Below are 20,491 nucleotides of genomic sequence, written 5' to 3' on the forward strand. Positions count from 1 at the left end.
AGCTTTCAACCCGTAAGGAGAAATCATGCGACATTATGAAATCGTCTTCTTAGTCCATCCTGACCAAAGTGCTCAGGTGCCGGCTATGATTGAACGTTACAAATCCACCGTTGAAGAAGCCTCAGGCAAAATTCACCGTCTGGAAGACTGGGGCCGTAGACATCTGGCCTATCCGATCAAAAAAATTCACAAAGCGCATTACGTGCTGATGAATATCGAATGCGACCAAGCCACTCTGGAAGAACTGGAAGCCGGTTTTCGCTTTAACGACGCCATTTTGCGCAGCCAGACCCTGGCGAAAAAAGAAGCCATCACCGGTCCTTCCGTGATTGCAACCAGCGGCAGCGACGGCCAAAAATCCGCCAGCCGTGCCAAAGGTGACGCCGAAGAAGAAGTCGAAGCCGAAGTCGAAACCAGCGACGAAGCTGAAGTAGCTGCCGATTCAGAGTAACCCAAATTAACGTAGAGAATTTTCATGGCACGTAACAATATCAGACGTAAAAAAGGTTGCCGTTTCAGCGGCGAAGACGCGATCGTGATCGACTACAAAGATCTGGATCTGCTCAGCGAATACATCACCGAAACCGGCAAAATCATTCCGAGCCGGATTACCGGGACTAGCGCGAAATACCAAAGACAGTTGACTGCGGCGATCAAACAAGCCCGTTTCCTGGCTTTGTTGCCGTTTTGCGACGCGCATAAGTAACTGATTCGCAATCCGGAGGAAGGCAGGCGTGCAATTTCTGGCCGCTTTCATCATGAAGGGGAGGGTGCAAGCGATGACCGTTGCATCCAGCTTGGCGTTGCTTTCCCTGTTGTTTCCTCCGATTAGTATCGTAAGTTCGGCCTCGCTAGCGCTGGTCACTTTGCGGCGCGGAGCCGGCGAGGGCATGTACGTCCTGCTGTGTTCCTGCTTGGCGGCCGCGGTGTTGAGCCTGATGTTGCTGGGCAATTATCAGTACGCATTGATGTACGGTCTGGCGTTCTGGCTGCCGGTCTGGTTGATCTCGATCGTCTTGCGCGAGGGCAGACACTTGGTTGTGGCGATCGAAATCGCCGTGTTGCTAGGTTTGGCTGCGGTATTCAGCATTTATGTATTCCAGGAGCAGCCGGCGTTGTTTTGGCGGCAAATCCTGGAGTTCATGATTCAGCCGATGTTGAGCGGGCAAACCGATGTTGCCGTCGAACAGATTCGCCAATCGGCGGATACGTTGGCGCATTACATGACTGGTGTCGCCGCGGCGGGTAGTGTTTGCGGCTTGTTGCTGGGCCTGTTTTTGGCCCGGTTTTGGCAGGCCGCGCTCTACAATCCCGGCGGTTTCAGAAGCGAGTTTCTAGCGTTGCGGGCGCATTTGCCGTTCACATTGGCGACACTGGCGCTGGTTGCAGTGGCTTGGTTGAGTCCTGCTGACATCGCGGAGTTCTGCTGGAACGTCTTGCTGGTCATGTTCGTGCTGTATGTCTTTGTCGGTACTGCAGTGCTGCACGCGGCCTTTGCCACCAGCAAGGGCGGTCGGTTCATGGTGCCTTTTCTGTACATCACGTTGATGTTGGTGCCGCACGTGACCGCCGTGGTCATCCTTTGCGGGCTAAGCGATACTTGGCTGGACTTGCGAAACAAATTTAAACCCAATGGAGCCTAAAGCTCCCGATTTTTCGACATACGAGTCGAACCAAGAGGTATAAACGATGGAAGTCATTCTTCTGGAAAAAACCGCCAACCTGGGCAACCTGGGCGACAAAGTCACCATTAAACCGGGTTATGGCAGAAACTACCTGATCCCGCAAGGTAAAGCCGTTCAGGCGACCCCGGCTAAAATCAAGGAATTTGAAGAGCGTCGCGCCGAGCTGGAAAAGCAAGCGGCCGAAAAATTGGCGGCTGCCAACGCCCGTGCCGAAGCTCTGAGCAAACTGGCGATTACGATCGCTCATAAAACCGGCGACGAAGGCCGTCTGTTCGGTTCGGTCGGTACGCTGAACATTGCCGACGCGATCAGCGCTGCCGGCGTCAAAGTTGAAAAGCACGAGGTACGTTTGCCGAACGGCGTGATCCGCAATATCGGCGATTACGACATCGCCATCAACCTGCACACCGACGTCGTCGCGACGCTGACGATTAAAGTCGTAGCGGAGTAAGCGCTTGATCATCGTAACCGGTGGTGCCGGCTTCATCGGCAGTAATCTGGTGTCGGGGCTGAACGCCCGCGGTTACGATGATATTTTGGTGGTCGACCATTTAAGCAACGGTATCAAATTTCGGAATCTGGTCGATTGCCGGATTGCCGATTATCTCGACCGAGCCACGTTTCTCGAACGCCTGCAACAAGGCCGATTCCAAGCCGAATCGATAGCCGCGATATTCCATCAGGGCGCCTGTTCCAGTACCACGGAATGGGACGGCCGTTACATGATGGACAACAATTATGAATACAGCAAAACCCTGTTTCATTATTGCCAAAGCCACAAAATTCCATTTATTTACGCATCCAGCGCAGCCACTTATGGCGCCGATCTGACTTTCAAGGAAGAATTGGCCTACGAAGGTCCGCTGAATGTTTACGGTTACTCCAAGTTTCAATTCGACCAGTATCTGCGCCGGCAAACCAAGTTGACGGCGCCAGTAGTCGGGCTGCGCTACTTCAACGTCTACGGCCCGCGCGAGGCGCACAAGGGCAGCATGGCCAGCGTCGCGTTTCATTTGCATAAGCAGATGCAGCAATCCGACGAATTGAAATTATTCGAAGGTTGCGACGGTTATGCCGACGGTGAGCAACGCCGGGATTTTGTTTACGTTGGCGATGTTGTCGACGTGAATTTATGGTTTTTGGACCATCCCGAAGTCAGCGGCATCTTCAACTGCGGTACCGGTCGCAGCCAGACCTTTAACGACGTTGCCAATGCGGTGATTCGTTATCACCAACGTGGTTATATCAAATACATCCCGTTTCCGGAGCATCTGAAAGGCTGTTATCAGAGTTTTACCGAAGCCAATCTGGAAAAACTGCGCGCCGTCGGTTGCCAGCATCGGTTTAAGTCGGTGGAAGAAGGTGTTCAGCTCTACATGGAGTGGCTTAACCGTCAGCGTTAACCGCGCTGATGCCGAAAATCCTGGTTACGGCCGCGTTTCAAGCGCGTATGCTTATAACGATAAGCAGAATTACAGCCAAGGAGTTCCCCCAATGTCCCAAGTCTACCGATACATCCGTTGGTTTAACCAACTCAGCATCCAGGATATTCCTTTAGTCGGCGGTAAGAATGCGTCGTTGGGCGAAATGTACCAAGCCTTGGCCGTAGAGGGTATCCGGGTGCCGAACGGTTTCGCGATCACCGCAGACGCCTATCGTTGTCTGTTGGATCAAGCCGACGCTTGGCCCCGCTTGCACGAATTATTGGACGATGTCGATGCCGACGACGTTGCCGATCTGGCCCGTCGCGCCCAGCAAGCCCGCGATTTGGTCTACGCCGCGCCGCTGCCCGCTGATTTGCAGGCCGAGATCCATGCCGCATTTGCCGAGTTGCAGCGCGAATACGGCGCTGACTTGACTGTCGCGGTACGCAGTTCCGCCACCGCGGAGGATCTGCCTAACGCCAGTTTTGCCGGTCAACAGGACAGCTATCTGAATATTCGCGGCGGTCACAGCTTGCTGGATGCCTGCAAGCGCTGCTTTGCCAGTCTGTTCACCGACCGCGCCATCCATTACCGCATCGACCAGGGTTTCGACCATTTCAAGGTGGCGCTGTCGATTGGCGTAATGAAAATGGTACGCTCCGATTTGGCCGCCAGCGGCGTGATGTTCTCACTCGATACCGAGTCCGGCTTCCAGGATGCGGTGTTCATTACCGGGGCTTACGGCCTGGGCGAAAACGTGGTGCAAGGTGCGGTCGATCCGGACGAGTTTTTTGTGCACAAGCCTACCTTCGCCCAAGGTTACCGCGCGGTGCTGCGCCGCAATCTGGGGGCGAAAAAGATCAAGATGGTCTATAGCGACGGCACTACCCGCGAGCCGGTACGCAACATCGCTACTGCCAACGACGAGCGGCGCCGCTTTTGCATTGCCGACGCCGAAGTGCTGGAACTGGCCGACTATGCGACCAAAATCGAACGCCATTATGGCCGGCCGATGGACATGGAATGGGCTAAGGACGGGCTGGACGGCAAACTTTACCTCGTGCAGGCCCGGCCGGAGACGGTGGCTTCGCAGCGTAGCGGCAACCTGTTGGAACAATACCGCTTGTTGGCGCAGGGTGTGGTCATCGCCCGCGGTCACGCGGTCGGCAGCAAAATAGCTGCCGGCAAGGCGCGGGTGATTGCCAGCGTGGCGCAGTTATCCAGTTTCAAGCCCGGCGAAGTGTTGGTCGCCGATATGACCACGCCGGACTGGGAGCCGGTCATGAAAACGGCTGCCGCCATCGTCACCAATCGCGGCGGCCGTACCTGCCATGCGGCGATCATCGCCCGCGAACTGGGCGTGCCGGCGGTGATCGGTTGCGAGAACGCGACGACGGCAATCGCCAGTGGTAGCGAGATTACGGTCAGTTGCGCCGAGGGCGACGTCGGCAAGGTTTATCAGGGGCAGGTCGGATTCGAGGTGCTGCGGACCGATCTGGCCCAAATGCAGCGGCCGAAGACCAAAATCATGCTGAATCTGGGCAATCCGGAATTGGCCTTCAAGCACAGCTTTTTGCCGAACGACGGTGTCGGCTTGGCGCGGATGGAATTCATCATCACCGAATACATCAAGGCTCATCCGCTGGCCTTGATTCATCCGGATCGGGTTCAGGATGCCGCCGAGTTGGAACAACTCAAGCGTTTGACCGAGGGTTACGAAAGCCCGGAAGAGTTTTTTATCCAGCGCCTGGCCGAAGGCGTGGCGACGATTGCCGCCGCGTTTTATCCCAAGCCGGTGGTGGTGCGGATGTCGGACTTCAAGACCAACGAATACGCCACTTTGTTGGGCGGGCGCTGGTTCGAGCAGGACGAGGCCAATCCGATGATCGGTTTTCGCGGCGCGTCGCGCTACGTGCATCCGGCTTACGCCGAGGGCTTTGCCTTGGAATGCGCAGCGATGAAGCGGGTGCGCGAGACGATGGGTTTGACCAATCTGATATTGATGATCCCGTTTTGCCGGCGCATCGACGAGGCGGAGCGGGTGTTGGCGGCGATGGCCGGCCACGGCTTGCAGCGCGGTGATAACGGCCTGGAAATCTACGTGATGTGCGAGATTCCGAATAACGTGATTCTGATCGACGAATTTGCCAAACTGTTCGACGGTTTTTCGATCGGCTCCAACGACTTGACCCAATTGACGCTGGGTGTCGATCGCGATTCGGAGATTGTTGCCAACGACTTCGACGAGCGCGATCCCGGCGTCAAAACCATGATTCGGCTGGCGGTGGAAGGCGCCCGGCGCAACGGCCGCCATTCCGGTTTGTGCGGCCAGGCGCCGTCGGATTATCCGGAAATGGCCGAATATCTAGTGGAAATCGGGATCGATTCGATGAGCTTGAATCCTGACACTGTGTTACCCACAACGCAGCGGGTGTTGGAATTGGAACAGTGCTTGGGGCGATAGCCAAGCGGAGATGTCCTGAACGATCATGACGTCGGACCGTTATTATGGGCTGGTTTTTTGCCGGGGCTTGCGGCTCAGTCAGTCTGTCAAGCACCGCTTTCGGCTAGTTGTCGGCGCCGAGCGCTGGCTTAAAGTTTTTCCAATACAGATGCTTTCCAACCGTGTTGTTCCAATTTTCGCTCATTCCCATGGAGAATTTCATGCCAGATTTGCGGCCTCGTTCTGCGAGTTCTGAATTTTGTTCGCCGTCGCGCGGTGGTTAATCGGCTTATGCGATTCGTCTACACCTTGCTGTTCCATTTGGCATTGCCGATGGTGTTGCTGCGCTTGTATTGGCGCGGGGCCAAAGCGCCGGAATACCGGCGACGCTGGCGCGAACGCTTGGGAGTTTACTCATTTCAATCCCGCCAAGGCGTGCTCTGGTTTCACGCGGTCTCGGTCGGCGAGGCCGAAGCGGCGTTTCCGCTAATAAAATGGATGCAATCTCAATATCCCGAATTGCCGGTGCTGGTGACGACGACCACGCCGACCGGTTCGGCCCGCGTGCGGGCAGTGTTGGCCGATAGGGTCGAGCATGTGTACTTGCCTTATGATTTGCCACTGGTGGTGGGACGCTTTATCGCGCATTTTCGGCCCCGCCTGGCGGTAATCATGGAAAAAGAGATCTGGCCGAACCTGTTTGCCGCCTGCGCCGAGGCTTCTCTACCGCTGTATATCGTCAATGCCCGGTTGTCGGCGCGTTCGGCGCAGTCTTATCAAAGAATCCCGGCCTTGGTGCGGCCGGCACTGGCCGGTGTGGCGGCGATTGCAGTGCAAACCGTTGATGACCGGACTCGGTTTATCCAGATCGGAGCTCAACCCGATCGCGTGCGGGTGCTCGGCAATATCAAATTCGACGTGACCATAGCGCCCGAGGTGCAGGGGCGAGGACAAACTCTAAAGGCCCAGGCATTTGCCGGGCGTTGGGTTCTGGTGCTTGCGAGTAGTCATCACGGTGAAGAAGAGGTGTTCCTCGCACTGTATCCGCAGCTAAAAGCCGCGCTGCCCGAATTGTTATTGCTGATCGTGCCGCGGCATCCCGAGCGATTTCTAACGGTGAGAGCGCTCTGCGAGCAACGTGGGTTGCAAGTGGTGATGCGCAGCGAACAGCGGGCTTGCAGCGCACAGACCGACGTTTATATCGGCGACAGCATGGGCGAATTGAAAATGCTGTATGCCGCGGCCGATGCTGCGTTCGTCGGCGGGAGTTTGGTTCCGGTTGGCGGCCACAATGTGTTGGAACCGGCGGCTGCCGGCGTACCGGTAATCTTCGGTCCGGAAATGTTTAATTTTCAGGAAATAGCCGAGCGCATGCTCGCCGCCGAAGCGGCCGTTCAGTGTGCCGGGGCTCAGGCCTTGCCGGGTGCGGTGTTACGCCTTTATCAAGATATCGGATTTAAAAATCGTCTGGTTGGCAACGCCCGGCAGTTTGTTGCCGACAATCAAGGAGCGGCTGAGCGGACTGCTGCATTATTGGCTGAAAGCTTGGATGTTTGAAGCGGTCCTGACGGTTTGGCGGAAAGCGCTCGGTGTTTTCCGTTATAATTCGTTGGTTTTTAATTTTTTAGGTTAATAGCGGATTATGTCGGATATTAAAAAAGTGGTGCTGGCCTATTCGGGCGGTCTGGATACTTCAGTGATCTTGAAATGGCTGCAAGATGTTTACCAATGTGAGGTCGTAACATTTACCGCCGACATCGGCCAGGGCGAAGAGCTGGAGCCGGCACGGGCCAAGGCTAAGGCAGCCGGCATCAAGGAAATCTATATCGACGATTTGCGCGAGGAATTTGCCCGCGATTTCGTATTTCCGATGTTCCGCGCCAATACCATTTACGAGGGCGAATATCTGCTGGGTACCTCCATCGCCCGGCCGCTGATCGCCAAGCGTCTGATCGAAATTGCCAACGAAACCGGCGCCGACGCGATTTCCCACGGTGCTACCGGCAAGGGCAACGACCAAGTCCGCTTCGAGCTGGGTGCTTATGCGTTGCGGCCGGACATTAAGGTCATTGCGCCCTGGCGGGAATGGGATTTGAATTCACGGCAAAAACTGCTGGATTACGCCGAGCAGCATGGCATCTCGGTGGAGATGAAGAAAGGTAAAACCTCGCCCTACTCAATGGATGCCAACTCGCTGCATATTTCCTACGAAGGCCGGATTCTGGAAAATCCGTGGACCGAGCCGGAAGAAGACATGTGGCGCTGGAGTGTGTCGCCGGAAAATGCGCCGGACCAAGCCACTTATGTCGAATTGACCTATGAAAAAGGCGATATCGTCGCCATCGACGGCGAACCGCATACGCCGCATCAGGTCATGGAGAAACTGAACAAAATCGCCGGCGCCAATGGTGTTGGTCGGTTGGATATCGTCGAGAACCGTTACGTGGGTATGAAATCGCGCGGTTGCTACGAAACGCCGGCCGGCACCGTGATGTTGAAGGCCCATCGCGCGATCGAATCTCTGACTCTGGACCGCGAGGTGGCGCATTTGAAAGACGAGTTGATGCCGCGTTACGCCTCTCTGATTTACAACGGTTATTGGTGGAGTCCGGAACGCAAAATGCTGCAAACCATGATCGACGAGTCGCAAGTGAACGTGAACGGTAAAGTTCGCGTTAAGTTGTACAAAGGCAACGTCATCGTCGTCGGCCGCCAATCCGAAACCAACAGTTTGTTCGACGAAAACATCGCGACCTTCGAAGAAGACGGCGGCGCCTACAACCAAAAAGACGCCGAAGGCTTTATTAAATTGAACGCCCTGCGGATGCGGATTGCGGCAAAAAAAGGCCGTTAAGCCCGAAAGCAGAAAACAGGACATTTTTCCGCAAGCTTGTATAATGCGCCGATAACTGTCCGTCGATCGTAGTACTTGGCTACGTCGGCGGGCAGAGACGCTTCCCGATTAGCAAGATTAAAACAATAATGAGCGACATGCCTGAGATTAATCCGGATGAAGTCATAAGCGACACGCGCGAGATTGTCTATTTGCGGACCGCAAACCAGCATCAGGCATTGGTAAAAGCCAACCGCGTGCTGCTGCTGTTGGTGATGGGGTTGATGGCGGTTGTGTTTGTGTTGGGGTTTGTATTGTTGCCCAGACAAAATTTGCTGACCGAAATCCAAAAACATCAGACCTTGTCTGCGGTTTATGCGACTCAGAACCCGGCGCTATCTGCAGAAATTAGTGCTTTGAAAGGGCAGTTATTCGGTTTGTTGAGCGGTTCAATCGAAAGCAAATTGCGGACATTGGAAGAGAATATTAAAAAAGGCAGCGTTGCCGATTCCTTGGATACCATTCGCGATTTGAAAGGGGATGTAAAAATCCTGACGACCTATTCGATCGATTCGCCGGCCAGAGCCGATGGCGCGGCAGTGAATCAGGCCTTGATCAAGGAATTGAACGATGTAAAGGATTTGGTTTATCTGACCTTTGTCTCTTGCGGTTTGATGATCGCGGCGATTGCCGGGGTCTGGCTGCGTGGTCGTTACCGTCTAACGCATCAGCGAAGTCGCCAAGCCTATCTTGGCAGAGGCGATTAGCCCGCCATTTTATTTAGCGAATAAAAAAGCCGCTATCCGTTACGGATAGCGGCTTTTTATTTGCCTGTCGAACTGCGATTATTTTTTCAAATATTCGTAGACTGCGTCGATGGCTTGGTCTTCGGTATAACCAGCTTTTTTGACAGGACCCACTTCCATGATCGCTGCGGTGGCTTTAGGCATGCCGTTTTTGCCGTTTTTCAGGACGCTGGCGAACTGGTCTTTCGGCAGTTTACCCGCTTTGATCAGTTCTTTCAGTTGTGGGTTAGAAGAGATGTCATGGCAAGCGCCGCAACCACGGCCGAAAGCACGCTCGTAAATTTTTGCGCCGATTTCTTCCGCTTCGTTAGCTGCAACTTGGCCGCTGATCGCGATAAGAGCTGCGCCTACTAATAAACCGAATGATTTTTTCATTTTCTTCTCTCGTTGTGTTTAAAAAAAGAACTGCGTATTGTTGTTTTGAATAAGCAGCTCACAGGGAAGTTAAGCGGGTAAAGGATAGGGAACTTTGGCAAAAAATTCAATCGATTTTCTGTTGCACCACTGCCGTTAGCCCGCTTGCGGCCTGATTTTTCCAACCAAAGCTTAAATTTGGCTGAAATCGGGAAATTGTCCCGCAATCGCCTAGCAGATGGGTAGAAACCACTCCAGTTGTTCGCGTAAACGTACAACGGTACCGACAATAATTAAGGTCGGCGGCTTGATATCGGCATTCTCCACTTTTTTCGGCATATCGCTCAAAGTCCCGGTAATCACCCGTTGGTGGCGGGTGGTACCTTGCTGAATCAGCGCAATGGGTTGGTCGGCCGGGCAGCCGTGTTCGATCAGGGATTGGCAAATCGTTTCCAGTCCAACCAAGCCCATATAGATCACGATGGTTTGATTGGGAGCCGCCAGTTGGCTCCAGTTCAGATTGATATTGCCGTCTTTCAAGTGGCCGGTGACAAAGGTGCAGGATTGGGCGTGGTCGCGATGGGTCAACGGGATGCCGGCATAGCTGGCACAGCCGGCCGCGGCGGTAATGCCCGGTGCCACTTGAAACTGAATGCCCTGTTGCATCAGCGTTTCGATTTCCTCGCCGCCGCGGCCGAAAATAAACGGGTCGCCGCCTTTCAAGCGGGCTACACGTTTGCCGGATAGGGCCAGATTGGCGAGCAGTTCGTTGATTGATTCCTGTGGCAGGCTGTGGTTGCTGCGTTGCTTGCCGACGTAGATTTTTTCGGCGTCGCGGCGGGCCATTTCCAGAATCTCTTTCGATACCAGCCGGTCGTAGACGACCACATCCGCCTGCTGCATCAGCCTTAAGGCGCGAAAGGTTAGCAAGTCAGGATCGCCCGGTCCGGCACCGATCAGATACACTTCGCCGCGGCTTTGCGCTTGTTCGGCCGCATCCAGTTTGGCTTGCAGTTCGGCGGCGGCTTGGTCGCGGCGCCCGGAGAACACCAGCTCGGCAATATTGCCCTGTAATGCGTCTTCCCAGAATACTCGGCGTCGAGCTGCATCCGGTAGGCGTTGTTTGACCAATGCCCGGAACTCCTCGGCAAATTGCCCTAGCAGGCCGAACGCGCCAGGAATAGCTGTTTCCACCTTGGATCGCAGCAAACGTGCCAACACCGGCGATACGCCGCCGGAAGAGACCGCGATCGTCAACGGCGAGCGGTCGACGATAGCGGGAAAGATGAAGCTGCATAAGTCCGGGTTATCGACTACATTGACCGGTATGTTACGCGCATTTGCCGCTTGGGCCACTGCTTCGTTGACGCTTCTGGTGTCGGTGGCCGAAACCACTAGGCACATGCCGTCCAGGTCGCTATCGGCGAAAGGTTTTTGGGTCAGCATTACGAGGCCAGCGTTTGCCATGTCGGCGACGCTGTCGCTAACTTCCGGCGCGACTACGCTAATTTTGGCTCCGGCTTTTGCCAATAGCTCAATTTTTCGGCTGGCGATTTCGCCGGCACCAACAATCAGGCAGGATTGGCCCTTGAGTTTTAAAAATAGCGGAAAGTAATCCATGGTCCTTGATTTTCGGGGTCTGGGGGTTGATGTTATGATACGTGCCGTCAATTAGCGATTGAGCGAATACCGATATGATTGAATTTGATTTGGAAGTCGATGCCAGCGGTTTACAGTGTCCGCTGCCGCTGTTGCGCCTGAAAAAAGCCATTATGGAAATCAACAGCGGCTCGGTGGTCAAGGTCATAGCCACCGATCCGGCCGCCCATTTGGATTTCGGCGTGTATATCGATCAGGCAGGACACCAATTGGTTCACAATTTACGGGATGCCGACCGGCAGATCTTTTACATCCAAAAAAAATAATGGGCTTAGCGCAGGCTGATGATAGGCCAATTCGCTAACTCCGCAGCCTGCCTCAGTTTTTCGTCCGGATCGACGGCGACCGGACGGTCTACCAAGTTCAACAGCGGCAGATCGTTATGCGAATCGCTGTAAAAGCATGAACCCTCCAACGTTTCCGCCGATTCGGCCAACCAATCCCGCAACAGATCGACTTTGCCTTGTTGAAAGCAGGGCGTGCCCTGGAATTTGCCGGTGTAGCGGCCGTCTTTGAATTCGGGCGTCGTCGCCAGCAAGTTGTCGATGCCGTACAGTTTCACGATCGGTTCGGTCACGAAACGGTTGGTCGCGGTAATCACCAGCAGCGTGTCTCCGGCCTGGCGATGCCGGTCGATCAGCGCCCGCGCCGCATCCAACATGATCGGCTTGATCAGGCTGTCAACGAATTCTTCCCGCCAGCGGTAAAGCTGGTTGGCCTCGTGCTGCGCCAGCGGCGCCAACGAGAAATGCAGAAATTCGACGATGTCCAGCGTGCCTTGTTTGTAATCCTCGTAAAACTTTTTATTGGCTTGTTCGTAATGGTCTTTGTCGACGATGCCGCGATCGACCAAAAACTGGCCCCATAAAAAGTCGCTGTCGTCTGCGATCAGCGTGTTATCCAAATCGAAAATGGCTAAGCTCACGGCAAACCCGTCGTCGTAAAGAAAAAGATAAGGCCGGTAGCGTCGGCCAAGTATTTGTGGAACAATTGCGGCATTAACTTTAATGGCCGTACCGCTGCTAATTTTAACATTCCGGCATTAGCAATCGGGCGGCAAATGATACAGGTTTTTTACATGATAGACTCGAAAGGATACCGGCCGAATGTCGGGATTATCCTTTGCAATGACGAGGGTCGTGTGTTTTGGGCCAAGCGCAAGGGCGCGAATTCGTGGCAGTTTCCGCAAGGCGGAATTGATGGCGACGAGGACCCGGAAACCGCGATGTACCGGGAATTGTGGGAGGAGACCGGTTTGCGCGCCGAACACGTGCAACTGTTGGGTAGAACCCGATACTGGTTGCGTTATAAGTTACCGGACCGCTATATCCGTAAGAACTCCACGCCGCTATGTATAGGCCAAAAACAAATTTGGTTCATTTTGCGCTTAAACACGGACGAGTCGATGGTACGTTTCGATTGCGGCCATAAACAGGAATTCGATAGCTGGAAATGGGTCGAGTACTGGTATCCGTTGAAGGACGTGGTTTACTTTAAACGCCGCGTTTATCGTAAGGCGATGGACGAGTTGGGCGCTTTGCTTATTACCAACGATGTCGGCGTCAATGCCGAAAGTTATCTGTCTGGCAGATTGGAAGCCGGCTAGTAGCTCTTCAAATCCAGCCGGAGTTCGGGCTGTTCGGCATCGATTCTATAGCAGACGGTCTTCAACGTGCCGTCGTCGTACAATTCGAACACCCGGTAGCCGGGTGGTTTAACATCCAATTCGAATTCGGTGGCGCCGGGCTTGAACTGCACGCAAGTTGCCGGTGCGGACACTATTTGAATACCTCTATAGTGCTTTGCCATTTCCTGGTGCAAATGACCGCAGGTGATCGCTTTGACCTGCGGGAATCTTGCCGCAATCTGCAGCAATTCCTCACCGTTCTCGATCATCATGGTGTCCATCCACGGACTGCCGCTGGCAACGCAATGATGGTGCACCGCCAGTACGGCCGGCAAATTGCAAGTTTCCAAGGTCGCGTTTAAAAACAGCAATTCGGCGTCAGCCAGATAACCTCCAGGATAACCGGGCTTTTGGCTGTTCAATCCGATAATTTGCCAATGCGGAAATAGCCGGTGTTTGCCGCAACTTAGTTGGTTCCGATTTAATTCGGTTTGCATTAACGGCCAATCGTCGTGATTGCCAGGCAGAAACAGACAGGGGCTGGCGTAGCGTTGCAAGCGGTCGGCGATACGCCGGTAACTGTCCGGGCCCGGATCTTGGCCCAGGTCGCCGGTCAATACGATCAGGTCGAAGCTGCCGTGTCTCGTATGAGCCGCGTCCAACACTTGGGCGAAGTAATATTCGGGGTCTACGCCCAGCAAAGTAGCGCCGGCATGCGGCAGAATGTGCAGGTCGGTCAGCTGTAGAATTTTCAGCGTCGACATCGCTTAGCGCAGATAAGGCAGATAAGCCTGGCTGTTCGGGTGGACTTGACTTAAATCGTCGTCGGCGCCGATCCAGCGATACGCGCTGTGTTGCTGCTGCGGCAGCTGCGCAGACTCGAGTCCCATATTCAGTTGGTAGCCCAGCACCACGTAATGGGTGCTGATTCCCGGTGCGTCGGCAAAATTGGTGTCGTATAAATGGGTAAAGGCGCCAACCAAGCGGCCGTCGCCAATTTCGTAAATTTGGCCCAGTTCGGTTTCGGTGATCCGCCGGAACGCTTGTTCCAGCGTTTCCGATTTGTAAATTCTGCCGCCCGGCACGAACCAATAACCTTGGGCCGGCTGGTTGAGGCGTTGACCCATCAGAATCTTGCCGTCGGCGGAGCTGACGATCAAATCGATCGATACCAGCGGCGTTAAATCGACCACGTTGAGAAAGTCCTGTTTGGCGAGCATGGCGAGTCCCTCGGTAGATGAGCGGATTGAATTAAATTACGTCTTTATATAGCAGCTTGGAGTTGCGTTGGTAGTTGTAGGCGCTCTGCATCGGCGCCGGCAAATCTTCGATCGCACAGGCTACGAAGCCGCGTTCGACGAACCAATGCAAAGTCTGGGTGGTACGGACGAACAGGCGGCGAATGTTGCGGGCTCGAGCCTGACTGACCAGGTAATTCAGCAGGCTATCGCCACGCCCACCCTGGCGATAGTCGCCATGCACTGCCAGACAGGCCAGTTCGGCGCTGCCGGCATCGGTCATGACGTGGAATGCGGTGCAGCCGATAATCAGGCCGTCGCGCTCGATAACTATATAGTCGCCGATTTCCATCTCCAGTTTTTCCCGCGAACGTTTGACCAGAATGCCCTGGGCTTCCAACGGTTTGATCAGTTCCATGATGCCGCCGATATCGTCCAGCGTCGCCGAGCGGATGGTTTCGAAGGCGGTGGAACTGACCAGGGTGCCGACGCCGTCGCGGGTAAACAGTTCCAGCAGCAAGGCGCCGTCGACATGGCGGTTGATCAGATGGGCGCGCTGCACGCCACGGCGGCAGCTTTGCATCGCCGCCGTCAACGGTCGGGCGACGGCGTCCGGCAGTGCCGGGGTTTTATTCAGCAATTCCGCGGCTTGGTCGGTAGTCAGTTGTAACAGTGCAGCGCCTGAGGCCGGATCGACGCAGGTTTGCTCGGTCAATAAAATCAGTTTCTCCGCCTGCAGCGCAATCGCCACCTCGGTGGCGACTTCTTCGGCGGATAGGTTGAACACCTCGCCGCTAGGCGAATAGCCGACCGGTGAAATCAGCACCACATTGTTTTGGTCCAGTTGCTGATGAATGGCCTGGGCGTCGATCTTGCGCACCGTGCCGGTGTAGCAGTAGTCGATGCCGTCCAGCACGCCGAGCGGTTTTGCGGTAACGAAGTTGCCGGAGGCGACCCGGATTTGGGCGCCGGCCATCGGCGAACCGGAAACGCCCATCGACAGCAAGGCTTCGATTTCGACCCGAACCAGGCCGGCCGCCTGTTTGACGTATTGCAAGGTGGTGGCGTCGGTGATGCGCAAGTGGTGGTGGAATTTCGGCGTATCGCCGTGTTCCGCCAATTGTTCGTCGATCTGGGCCCTGATACCGTAGACCAGCACCAGCCTGACGCCCAGGCTTTTCAGCAACGCGAAATCGTGAATCAGATTGTCGAAATCGGTTTCGCCGACCGCATTGCCGCCGAAGAAAATCACAAAGGTGCGATTGCGGTGGGCATGGATATAAGGCGACGAATTTCTAAACCAGGTGACGAAGGTGGGCTGTTGTTCCATTGGTAAGAGTGTTGATTCGTATTGGGCTAGTTTAACCGGCGGCCGATGATACCGCTACCGGCGCGGAATCCCCTTTACTTAAGAGATTTCCAGCGGCCGGCGACATATTCCAGCGCTTCCTGGATGTTCAGGTCGCGGGTGCCACCGCCGGTACGGACGAAAAACTTAGGTGTATTGCCGATGCTGAGGAACACCGGCCGCAAGGCCGGCGAGACGATGACCCGACACACGTCTTTGTGGTCGATCTTGTGAAACAAGATATGCACAAAGCGACACAGGTCCGCTCCCAAATTCTCGGCGATCGCAGTGATCAGGGTTTGTTCGAAACCGTCCTGATCGCATTTTTTCAAAGTCTGAAAGTCCGGTTCCAGACCGACGATCTCGCCGTTATCGGCGACTCCGATCAGTAACGTGCCGCCGATGTGGCTGTTGAAAAATCCGGCCAGCGTTTTCAATACGACGCCTTCCAGAGTCCGATTCACGCGCTGCTCCTGCAAATCCCAGCGCAACGTCGATTTGAACTCCAGCAACGGCCCTTCGCCCTGGCGGATGATGGTCGGCAGGTCTTTTTCCAGCTCGGCTTTCAAGGCATCCAGGTCGACCAGGCGTTTATGCAGCATCTGGTAAAAGCCGAGCGACAGCAAACCCAGGAGCGCGCCGATTTCAGCGTAGAACAGGATCAAATTATTCTGGTTGATCTGCCCAGTCATCACCTCGGTAAACTGGCCGATGACGAATTCTATCGACGAAATCGGGTCGGCATTGCGTTCGCGCGAACTGATGTAATCGTAACTGGGCGCCAACAGAAAAATCCCCATCCCGGCGCCGATCCAGGCGGCCAGAAAATAGATTTTCAGTTTTTGTTTCCAGATGTTCAGGAGTAGCAGTAAGAAACGTTTCACGTCGGAATGGCGATTTCGAATGGGGGGTATGTTAGGGAAACAATAGCCGGCCATCTTCAGGAAAGCTGCGTTTGCCTAATTGTTCTGTGGTCAACCTTGGCCCCTGCCAAACGTAGGCTTGGGATGCGCCGGCCACGCTGACCAACTCTGCAAAAGCGCGAATTTCGATTTGAGTCAAGCCGCCTTCCAGCATGGCTAAGGGATGCAGCACTACAAGGGGTTTGGCGACGAAGAAGCGCTTCGGTAAGGCTTGTTTAATCAAATAACGCAGGGTGCGTTCGGCGACGGCGAAATCCGCCAGCAGGGTGCGGGGATGGGCGAAGCCGTTTTCGATGCGGACATTGGGCCTACCGGCTAGCTGTTTTGCCATTGATCCCACTGCAACAATTGTATCTCGGCCCCCCTTGATCTCTAATGCCAGTAAGGGCGGTTCGGCCAGTTTAAGTCCGGTTTCGGCATGGGTGATTTCGATTAACTCGGGCGTTATAGCGATATAAAGCGTGTTGCGAAAATAGGCGAGCATTGAATCGTCCAAACGTGGTTTGATCTGGTGTCGCTATCTGGAATCCTGTTGAAAGCCGACCGCGGGTTTGAAACTGTAAGCTGTCTCAAACCCGGCCATCGCCAGTACCGGTTCGGTCTGGCGAGCTCAATCTGCTGCGAGCTTCGACAAATCCCTGACCGCACCTTTATCGGCCGAGGTAGCGAAGGCTGCATAGGCTTTCAAGGCGACGGATACTTTGCGCGGGCGCGGCTTGGCCGGTTTCCAACCCAGCTTGTCCTGTTCGGCCCGGCGTTGCGCCAGCTCCTCGTCGGACAGCAAGACGTTGATCGAGCGGTTGGGAATATCGATCCTGATGCGGTCGCCGTTTTTCAGCAAGCCGATCGCGCCGCCGGCCGCTGCCTCCGGCGAACAATGGCCGATCGACAGACCCGAAGTGCCGCCGGAGAAACGGCCGTCGGTCAGCAGCGCGCAAGCTTTGCCTAAGCCCTTGGATTTGATGTAGCTGGTCGGATACAACATTTCCTGCATACCCGGGCCGCCGCGTGGACCTTCGTAGCGAACGACGACCACGTCGCCGGCTTTGACTTTATCGGCCAGGATGTTTTCCACGGCCTCGTCCTGCGACTCAACCACATGGGCGCTGCCTTCGAATACCAAAAGGCTGTCGTCGACCCCGGCGGTTTTGACCACACAGCCGTCCAACGCGATGTTGCCGTGCAGCACTGCCAGACCGCCTTCCTGGCTGAAGGCATGCTCGAACGAGCGAATGCAGCCCTCGGCACGGTCCAGGTCCAAGCTGGGCCAGCGCGCGTTTTGGCTGAAAGCAACTTGCGTTGGAATGCCGCCCGGGCCGGCCATGTAAAAGGCTTTTACCGCATCGCTGGGGTTGTTCATCACGTCCCATTCCGCCAAGGCTTCGCCCAAGGTTTTGGCATGTACGGTCGGTACGTCGGTATGCAGTTTGCCGGCCCGGTTCAGCTCGGCCAGAATCGCCATGATGCCACCGGCGCGATGGACGTCTTCGATGTGGTATTTGTTGGTATTCGGCGCGACTTTGCACAGCTGCGGCACCACGCGCGACATACGGTCGATGTCGGCCATCGTGAAATCGATACCGGCTTCCAGGGCAATCGCCAGTAAGTGCAAAATGGTGTTGGTCGAACCGCCCATTGCAATATCCAGCGCGATGGCGTTTTCGAAGGCTTTGAAGCCGACCGCGCGCGGCAGCACCGATTCGTCGTTTTGTTCGTAATATTGCTTAGCCAGTTCGACGATGCGGCGGCCGGCCTGTTTGAATAGTTGCTCGCGGTCGGCATGGGTGGCGACCACGGTGCCATTGCCCGGCAAGGACAGGCCCAGCGCTTCGGTCAGGCAGTTCATCGAGTTGGCGGTGAACATGCCGGAGCAGGAGCCGCAGGTCGGGCAGGCCGAGCGCTCGACCGCCGCTAGATCGCTATCGGAGACTTTGCTGTCGGCCGCCATCACCATCGCGTCGATCAAATCCAGTTTTTTGATGTCCGCGCCTTCGGCCAAGCGGACTTTGCCGGCTTCCATCGGGCCGCCGGAGACGAAGATTACCGGAATGTTCAGGCGCATCGCCGCCATCAACATGCCGGGGGTGATTTTGTCGCAGTTGGAAATGCAGACCAGTGCATCGGCGCAATGGGCGTTGACCATGTATTCGACGCTGTCGGCGATCAAATCCCGACTGGGCAGGCTGTAGAGCATGCCGTCGTGGCCCATCGCGATGCCGTCGTCAACGGCGATGGTATTGAATTCCTTGGCGACGCCGCCGGCTTGTTCGATCTCGCGGGCGACTAATTGGCCCAAGTCTTTCAAGTGTACGTGGCCGGGCACGAACTGGGTGAAGGAGTTGGCGACGGCAATGATCGGTTTGTTGAAGTCGCCTTCTTTCATGCCGGTGGCGCGCCACAATGCGCGGGCGCCTGCCATGTTGCGGCCTTGGGTAGTGGTGTATGAGCGGTATGCAGGCATGGTGGGTGATTCCTACTTAAAGCGGAAAGCGGCCGTTGTATACGGCCGCCGGGGAAGGTGTATCAGCCGCGAGTTTATCGCACGGCTAAGTAATAAAAAACTAGAAGGTATCCCAACTGCTGGAGCGGCGGCGCCAGCTCAATTTGGGCAGGATGAAGCCGAGCAACACGCCGAACAGAGACAGGCCGCCGCCGTACAGAAACCAGTCCTGGTTGGTGTTGTCGGTCAAGGCCAGATTTTCCCGTTTCAATTGCTGCAGTTCGCGTTCGACTGCGATGACGCGTTCCTGCAACTGGTCGCGTTGCTGCTTCAATTGGATCGCGTTAGCGGCGGTTTGCTGCAATTCGCTGAGTTCGGCACTGAGCTTGTCGCGTTCCTTGCCGATTTCCTGGCTGCCGGCCTGAGAAGCTTTCAGTTGCTTGTTTTCTTCAGACAAGGCTTCCAGTTTTTTGTTCACGGCTTCAAGTTGGTTGCGGGCGCTGGGTTCGCCGGTCAGATAGCGGCTGAGGATAAAGCCTTCGGCGCCACTACCAGTCTGGATATAGGTGTAACCGTTTTCGGTATTGTCGCCCAATACCGTAACCGGCGCGCCGTTTTCCAGCATCTTGACGATTTTGGTGCGCTCGCTTTCGCCGCTACGTAAAGGGACTTCGACTTTATCCGTGACATAGGCCGTTCTGGCTGCCGCGATATTGGTGAAAAACAGACAGGCAAAGAAGCAAATAAAGGACTTTTTCACGGTATCACTCGTCGGTCGGCTTTTGAATAAAGCGTCGATTCTAGCGAAATTATCGACAGATGAGAAATTCCAGCAACGCTTTCTGAGCGTGCAGACGGTTCTCCGCTTCCGGAAAAACCACACTTTGCGGGCCGTCGATCACGTCGGCGGTGACTTCTTCGCCGCGGTGCGCCGGCAGGCAATGCATGAACAGTGCGTCGGGTTTGGCGGCAGCCATGGTGGCGGCGTTGACCTGGAAGTCTTTGAACACGAATTCGCGTTTCTTTTGCTCCTCTTCCTGGCCCATGCTGGCCCAGACGTCGGTGACGACCAAGTCGGCCTGATGCGCGGCCTGTTCCGGTGTATTGAAGAACGCGACCCGCTCGCCGGCCGGATCGACGATGCTTTGCAGCGGGCGGTAATCGACCGGGCAGGCGATATTCAGTTTAAAGCCGAACTGGCGGGCGGCGTTGATGTAAGAGTGGCACATATTGTTGCCGTCGCCGATCCAGGCTACCGTCTTGCCGGCGATGTCGCCGCGAAACTCGAAATAGGTCTGCATATCCGCCAGCAATTGGCAGGGGTGTTTCAAATCGGTGAGGCCGTTGATCACCGGAACCCGCGAGTGCTGGGCGAAAGTAGTGACGGTCTCGTGTTTGTGGGTGCGCAGCATGATGCAGTCCACCATGCTGGAAATCACTTTCGCGCTGTCTTCCAGCGGTTCGCCGCGGCCGAGTTGGGTGTCGCGCGGCGACAAAAACAGCGCGGTGCCGCCGAACTGGGCCATACCGGCTTCGAACGAGATTCGGGTCCGGGTCGAGGATTTTTCGAAAATCATCGCCAGCACTTTGCCTTTCAGCGGTTGATAGTTGGGATCGCGATGGCGTTTCAGCTCCATGGCGCGAAGAATCAAGGCATGGAGCTCGGCGCTGGTTAAGTCCAGCAGGCTGATGAAGTGTCTGGGTTGCATGG

The 20,491-nt window shown here is 55.4% G+C and carries 22 protein-coding genes; 11 read left to right on the forward strand and 11 right to left on the reverse strand.

Going from position 1 to position 20,491, the window contains the following annotated elements:
* Window positions 1–25: 25 nt before the first annotated feature.
* The 9 genes from rpsF (at window position 26) to C2U68_RS11225 (ending at window position 9,152) form a co-directional block, all read left to right on the forward strand.
* Complete coding sequence (gene rpsF / locus C2U68_RS11185; RefSeq protein ID WP_140912573.1) at window positions 26–451, forward strand: 30S ribosomal protein S6; 426 nt, start codon at window positions 26–28, stop codon at window positions 449–451.
* A 24-nt stretch (window positions 452–475) separates the two neighbouring features.
* Window positions 476–706: a 30S ribosomal protein S18 gene (gene rpsR / locus C2U68_RS11190; protein ID WP_054758676.1), complete on the forward strand. Its 231-nt coding sequence runs from the start codon at window positions 476–478 to the stop codon at window positions 704–706.
* Window positions 707–734: 28 nt separating this feature from the next.
* Window positions 735–1,643, forward strand: coding sequence for a hypothetical protein (locus C2U68_RS11195; protein ID WP_140912574.1), 909 nt, complete (start codon window positions 735–737; stop codon window positions 1,641–1,643).
* A 46-nt stretch (window positions 1,644–1,689) separates the two neighbouring features.
* The gene (gene rplI / locus C2U68_RS11200) at window positions 1,690–2,136 is read left to right on the forward strand and encodes a 50S ribosomal protein L9 (protein WP_140912575.1); all 447 of its coding nucleotides are present in this window, start codon (window positions 1,690–1,692) and stop codon (window positions 2,134–2,136) included.
* A 4-nt stretch (window positions 2,137–2,140) separates the two neighbouring features.
* Window positions 2,141–3,088, forward strand: coding sequence for an ADP-glyceromanno-heptose 6-epimerase (rfaD, locus tag C2U68_RS11205; RefSeq protein WP_140912576.1), 948 nt, complete (start codon window positions 2,141–2,143; stop codon window positions 3,086–3,088).
* 91 nt (window positions 3,089–3,179) lie between these two features.
* A complete protein-coding gene (gene ppsA / locus C2U68_RS11210) occupies window positions 3,180–5,573 on the forward strand; it encodes a phosphoenolpyruvate synthase (protein ID WP_140912577.1) in 2,394 nt (797 codons plus the stop codon).
* A gap of 270 nt (window positions 5,574–5,843) precedes the next feature.
* Complete coding sequence (gene waaA / locus C2U68_RS11215) at window positions 5,844–7,109, forward strand: lipid IV(A) 3-deoxy-D-manno-octulosonic acid transferase (RefSeq protein ID WP_140912578.1); 1,266 nt, start codon at window positions 5,844–5,846, stop codon at window positions 7,107–7,109.
* Window positions 7,110–7,194: 85 nt separating this feature from the next.
* Complete coding sequence (locus tag C2U68_RS11220) at window positions 7,195–8,406, forward strand: argininosuccinate synthase (protein ID WP_140912579.1); 1,212 nt, start codon at window positions 7,195–7,197, stop codon at window positions 8,404–8,406.
* A gap of 128 nt (window positions 8,407–8,534) precedes the next feature.
* Entirely contained in the window at window positions 8,535–9,152 is a 618-nt protein-coding gene (locus C2U68_RS11225) for a hypothetical protein (RefSeq protein ID WP_140912580.1), read from the forward strand.
* A 78-nt stretch (window positions 9,153–9,230) separates the two neighbouring features.
* Here C2U68_RS11225 and C2U68_RS11230 read toward each other — a convergent pair whose 3' ends face one another.
* Entirely contained in the window at window positions 9,231–9,566 is a 336-nt protein-coding gene (locus C2U68_RS11230; RefSeq protein WP_140912581.1) for a c-type cytochrome, read from the reverse strand.
* Window positions 9,567–9,776: 210 nt separating this feature from the next.
* Complete coding sequence (gene cysG / locus C2U68_RS11235) at window positions 9,777–11,165, reverse strand: siroheme synthase CysG (RefSeq protein ID WP_140912582.1); 1,389 nt, start codon at window positions 11,163–11,165, stop codon at window positions 9,777–9,779.
* 74 nt (window positions 11,166–11,239) lie between these two features.
* Here cysG and C2U68_RS11240 point away from each other — a divergent pair, with 74 nt between their 5' ends.
* The gene (locus C2U68_RS11240) at window positions 11,240–11,470 is read left to right on the forward strand and encodes a sulfurtransferase TusA family protein (RefSeq protein ID WP_140912583.1); all 231 of its coding nucleotides are present in this window, start codon (window positions 11,240–11,242) and stop codon (window positions 11,468–11,470) included.
* 5 nt (window positions 11,471–11,475) lie between these two features.
* Here the strand turns inward: C2U68_RS11240 and C2U68_RS11245 are convergent, their stop codons facing one another.
* Entirely contained in the window at window positions 11,476–12,129 is a 654-nt protein-coding gene (locus tag C2U68_RS11245; RefSeq protein WP_140912584.1) for an HAD family hydrolase, read from the reverse strand.
* A gap of 153 nt (window positions 12,130–12,282) precedes the next feature.
* Between C2U68_RS11245 and rppH the strand changes: the two genes are divergently transcribed.
* Window positions 12,283–12,810 carry an RNA pyrophosphohydrolase gene (rppH, locus tag C2U68_RS11250; protein ID WP_140912585.1) on the forward strand — a complete coding sequence of 176 codons (528 nt, stop codon included), beginning with the start codon at window positions 12,283–12,285 and terminating at the stop codon, window positions 12,808–12,810.
* Here the strand turns inward: rppH and cpdA are convergent.
* The 8 genes from cpdA to argF all read right to left on the reverse strand — a co-directional run bounded on the left by cpdA (window position 12,807) and on the right by argF (window position 20,489).
* A complete protein-coding gene (gene cpdA / locus C2U68_RS11255; protein WP_140912586.1) occupies window positions 12,807–13,595 on the reverse strand; it encodes a 3',5'-cyclic-AMP phosphodiesterase in 789 nt (262 codons plus the stop codon). The genes rppH and cpdA overlap by 4 nt on opposite strands.
* 3 nt (window positions 13,596–13,598) lie before the next feature.
* Window positions 13,599–14,051, reverse strand: a complete 453-nt coding sequence (locus C2U68_RS11260) for a GDP-mannose mannosyl hydrolase (protein ID WP_140912587.1) — start codon at window positions 14,049–14,051, stop codon at window positions 13,599–13,601.
* A gap of 31 nt (window positions 14,052–14,082) precedes the next feature.
* Window positions 14,083–15,399: an amino-acid N-acetyltransferase gene (gene argA / locus C2U68_RS11265; RefSeq protein WP_140912588.1), complete on the reverse strand. Its 1,317-nt coding sequence runs from the start codon at window positions 15,397–15,399 to the stop codon at window positions 14,083–14,085.
* Window positions 15,400–15,473: 74 nt separating this feature from the next.
* The gene (locus C2U68_RS11270; RefSeq protein WP_140912589.1) at window positions 15,474–16,301 is read right to left on the reverse strand and encodes a helix-turn-helix domain-containing protein; all 828 of its coding nucleotides are present in this window, start codon (window positions 16,299–16,301) and stop codon (window positions 15,474–15,476) included.
* 31 nt (window positions 16,302–16,332) lie between these two features.
* On the reverse strand, window positions 16,333–16,824 hold the full coding sequence (locus tag C2U68_RS11275) for a rod shape-determining protein (protein ID WP_140912590.1): 492 nt from the start codon (window positions 16,822–16,824) through the stop codon (window positions 16,333–16,335).
* A 126-nt stretch (window positions 16,825–16,950) separates the two neighbouring features.
* Complete coding sequence (gene ilvD, locus C2U68_RS11280) at window positions 16,951–18,801, reverse strand: dihydroxy-acid dehydratase (RefSeq protein ID WP_140912591.1); 1,851 nt, start codon at window positions 18,799–18,801, stop codon at window positions 16,951–16,953.
* A gap of 100 nt (window positions 18,802–18,901) precedes the next feature.
* Window positions 18,902–19,540 carry a TIGR04211 family SH3 domain-containing protein gene (locus C2U68_RS11285; RefSeq protein WP_140912592.1) on the reverse strand — a complete coding sequence of 213 codons (639 nt, stop codon included), beginning with the start codon at window positions 19,538–19,540 and terminating at the stop codon, window positions 18,902–18,904.
* A gap of 49 nt (window positions 19,541–19,589) precedes the next feature.
* Window positions 19,590–20,489: an ornithine carbamoyltransferase gene (gene argF / locus C2U68_RS11290; protein ID WP_140912593.1), complete on the reverse strand. Its 900-nt coding sequence runs from the start codon at window positions 20,487–20,489 to the stop codon at window positions 19,590–19,592.
* Window positions 20,490–20,491 lie beyond the last annotated feature (2 nt).

The sequence above is a fragment of the Methylomonas koyamae genome (assembly GCF_006483455.1).
Lineage (GTDB): Bacteria > Pseudomonadota > Gammaproteobacteria > Methylococcales > Methylomonadaceae > Methylomonas > Methylomonas koyamae_B.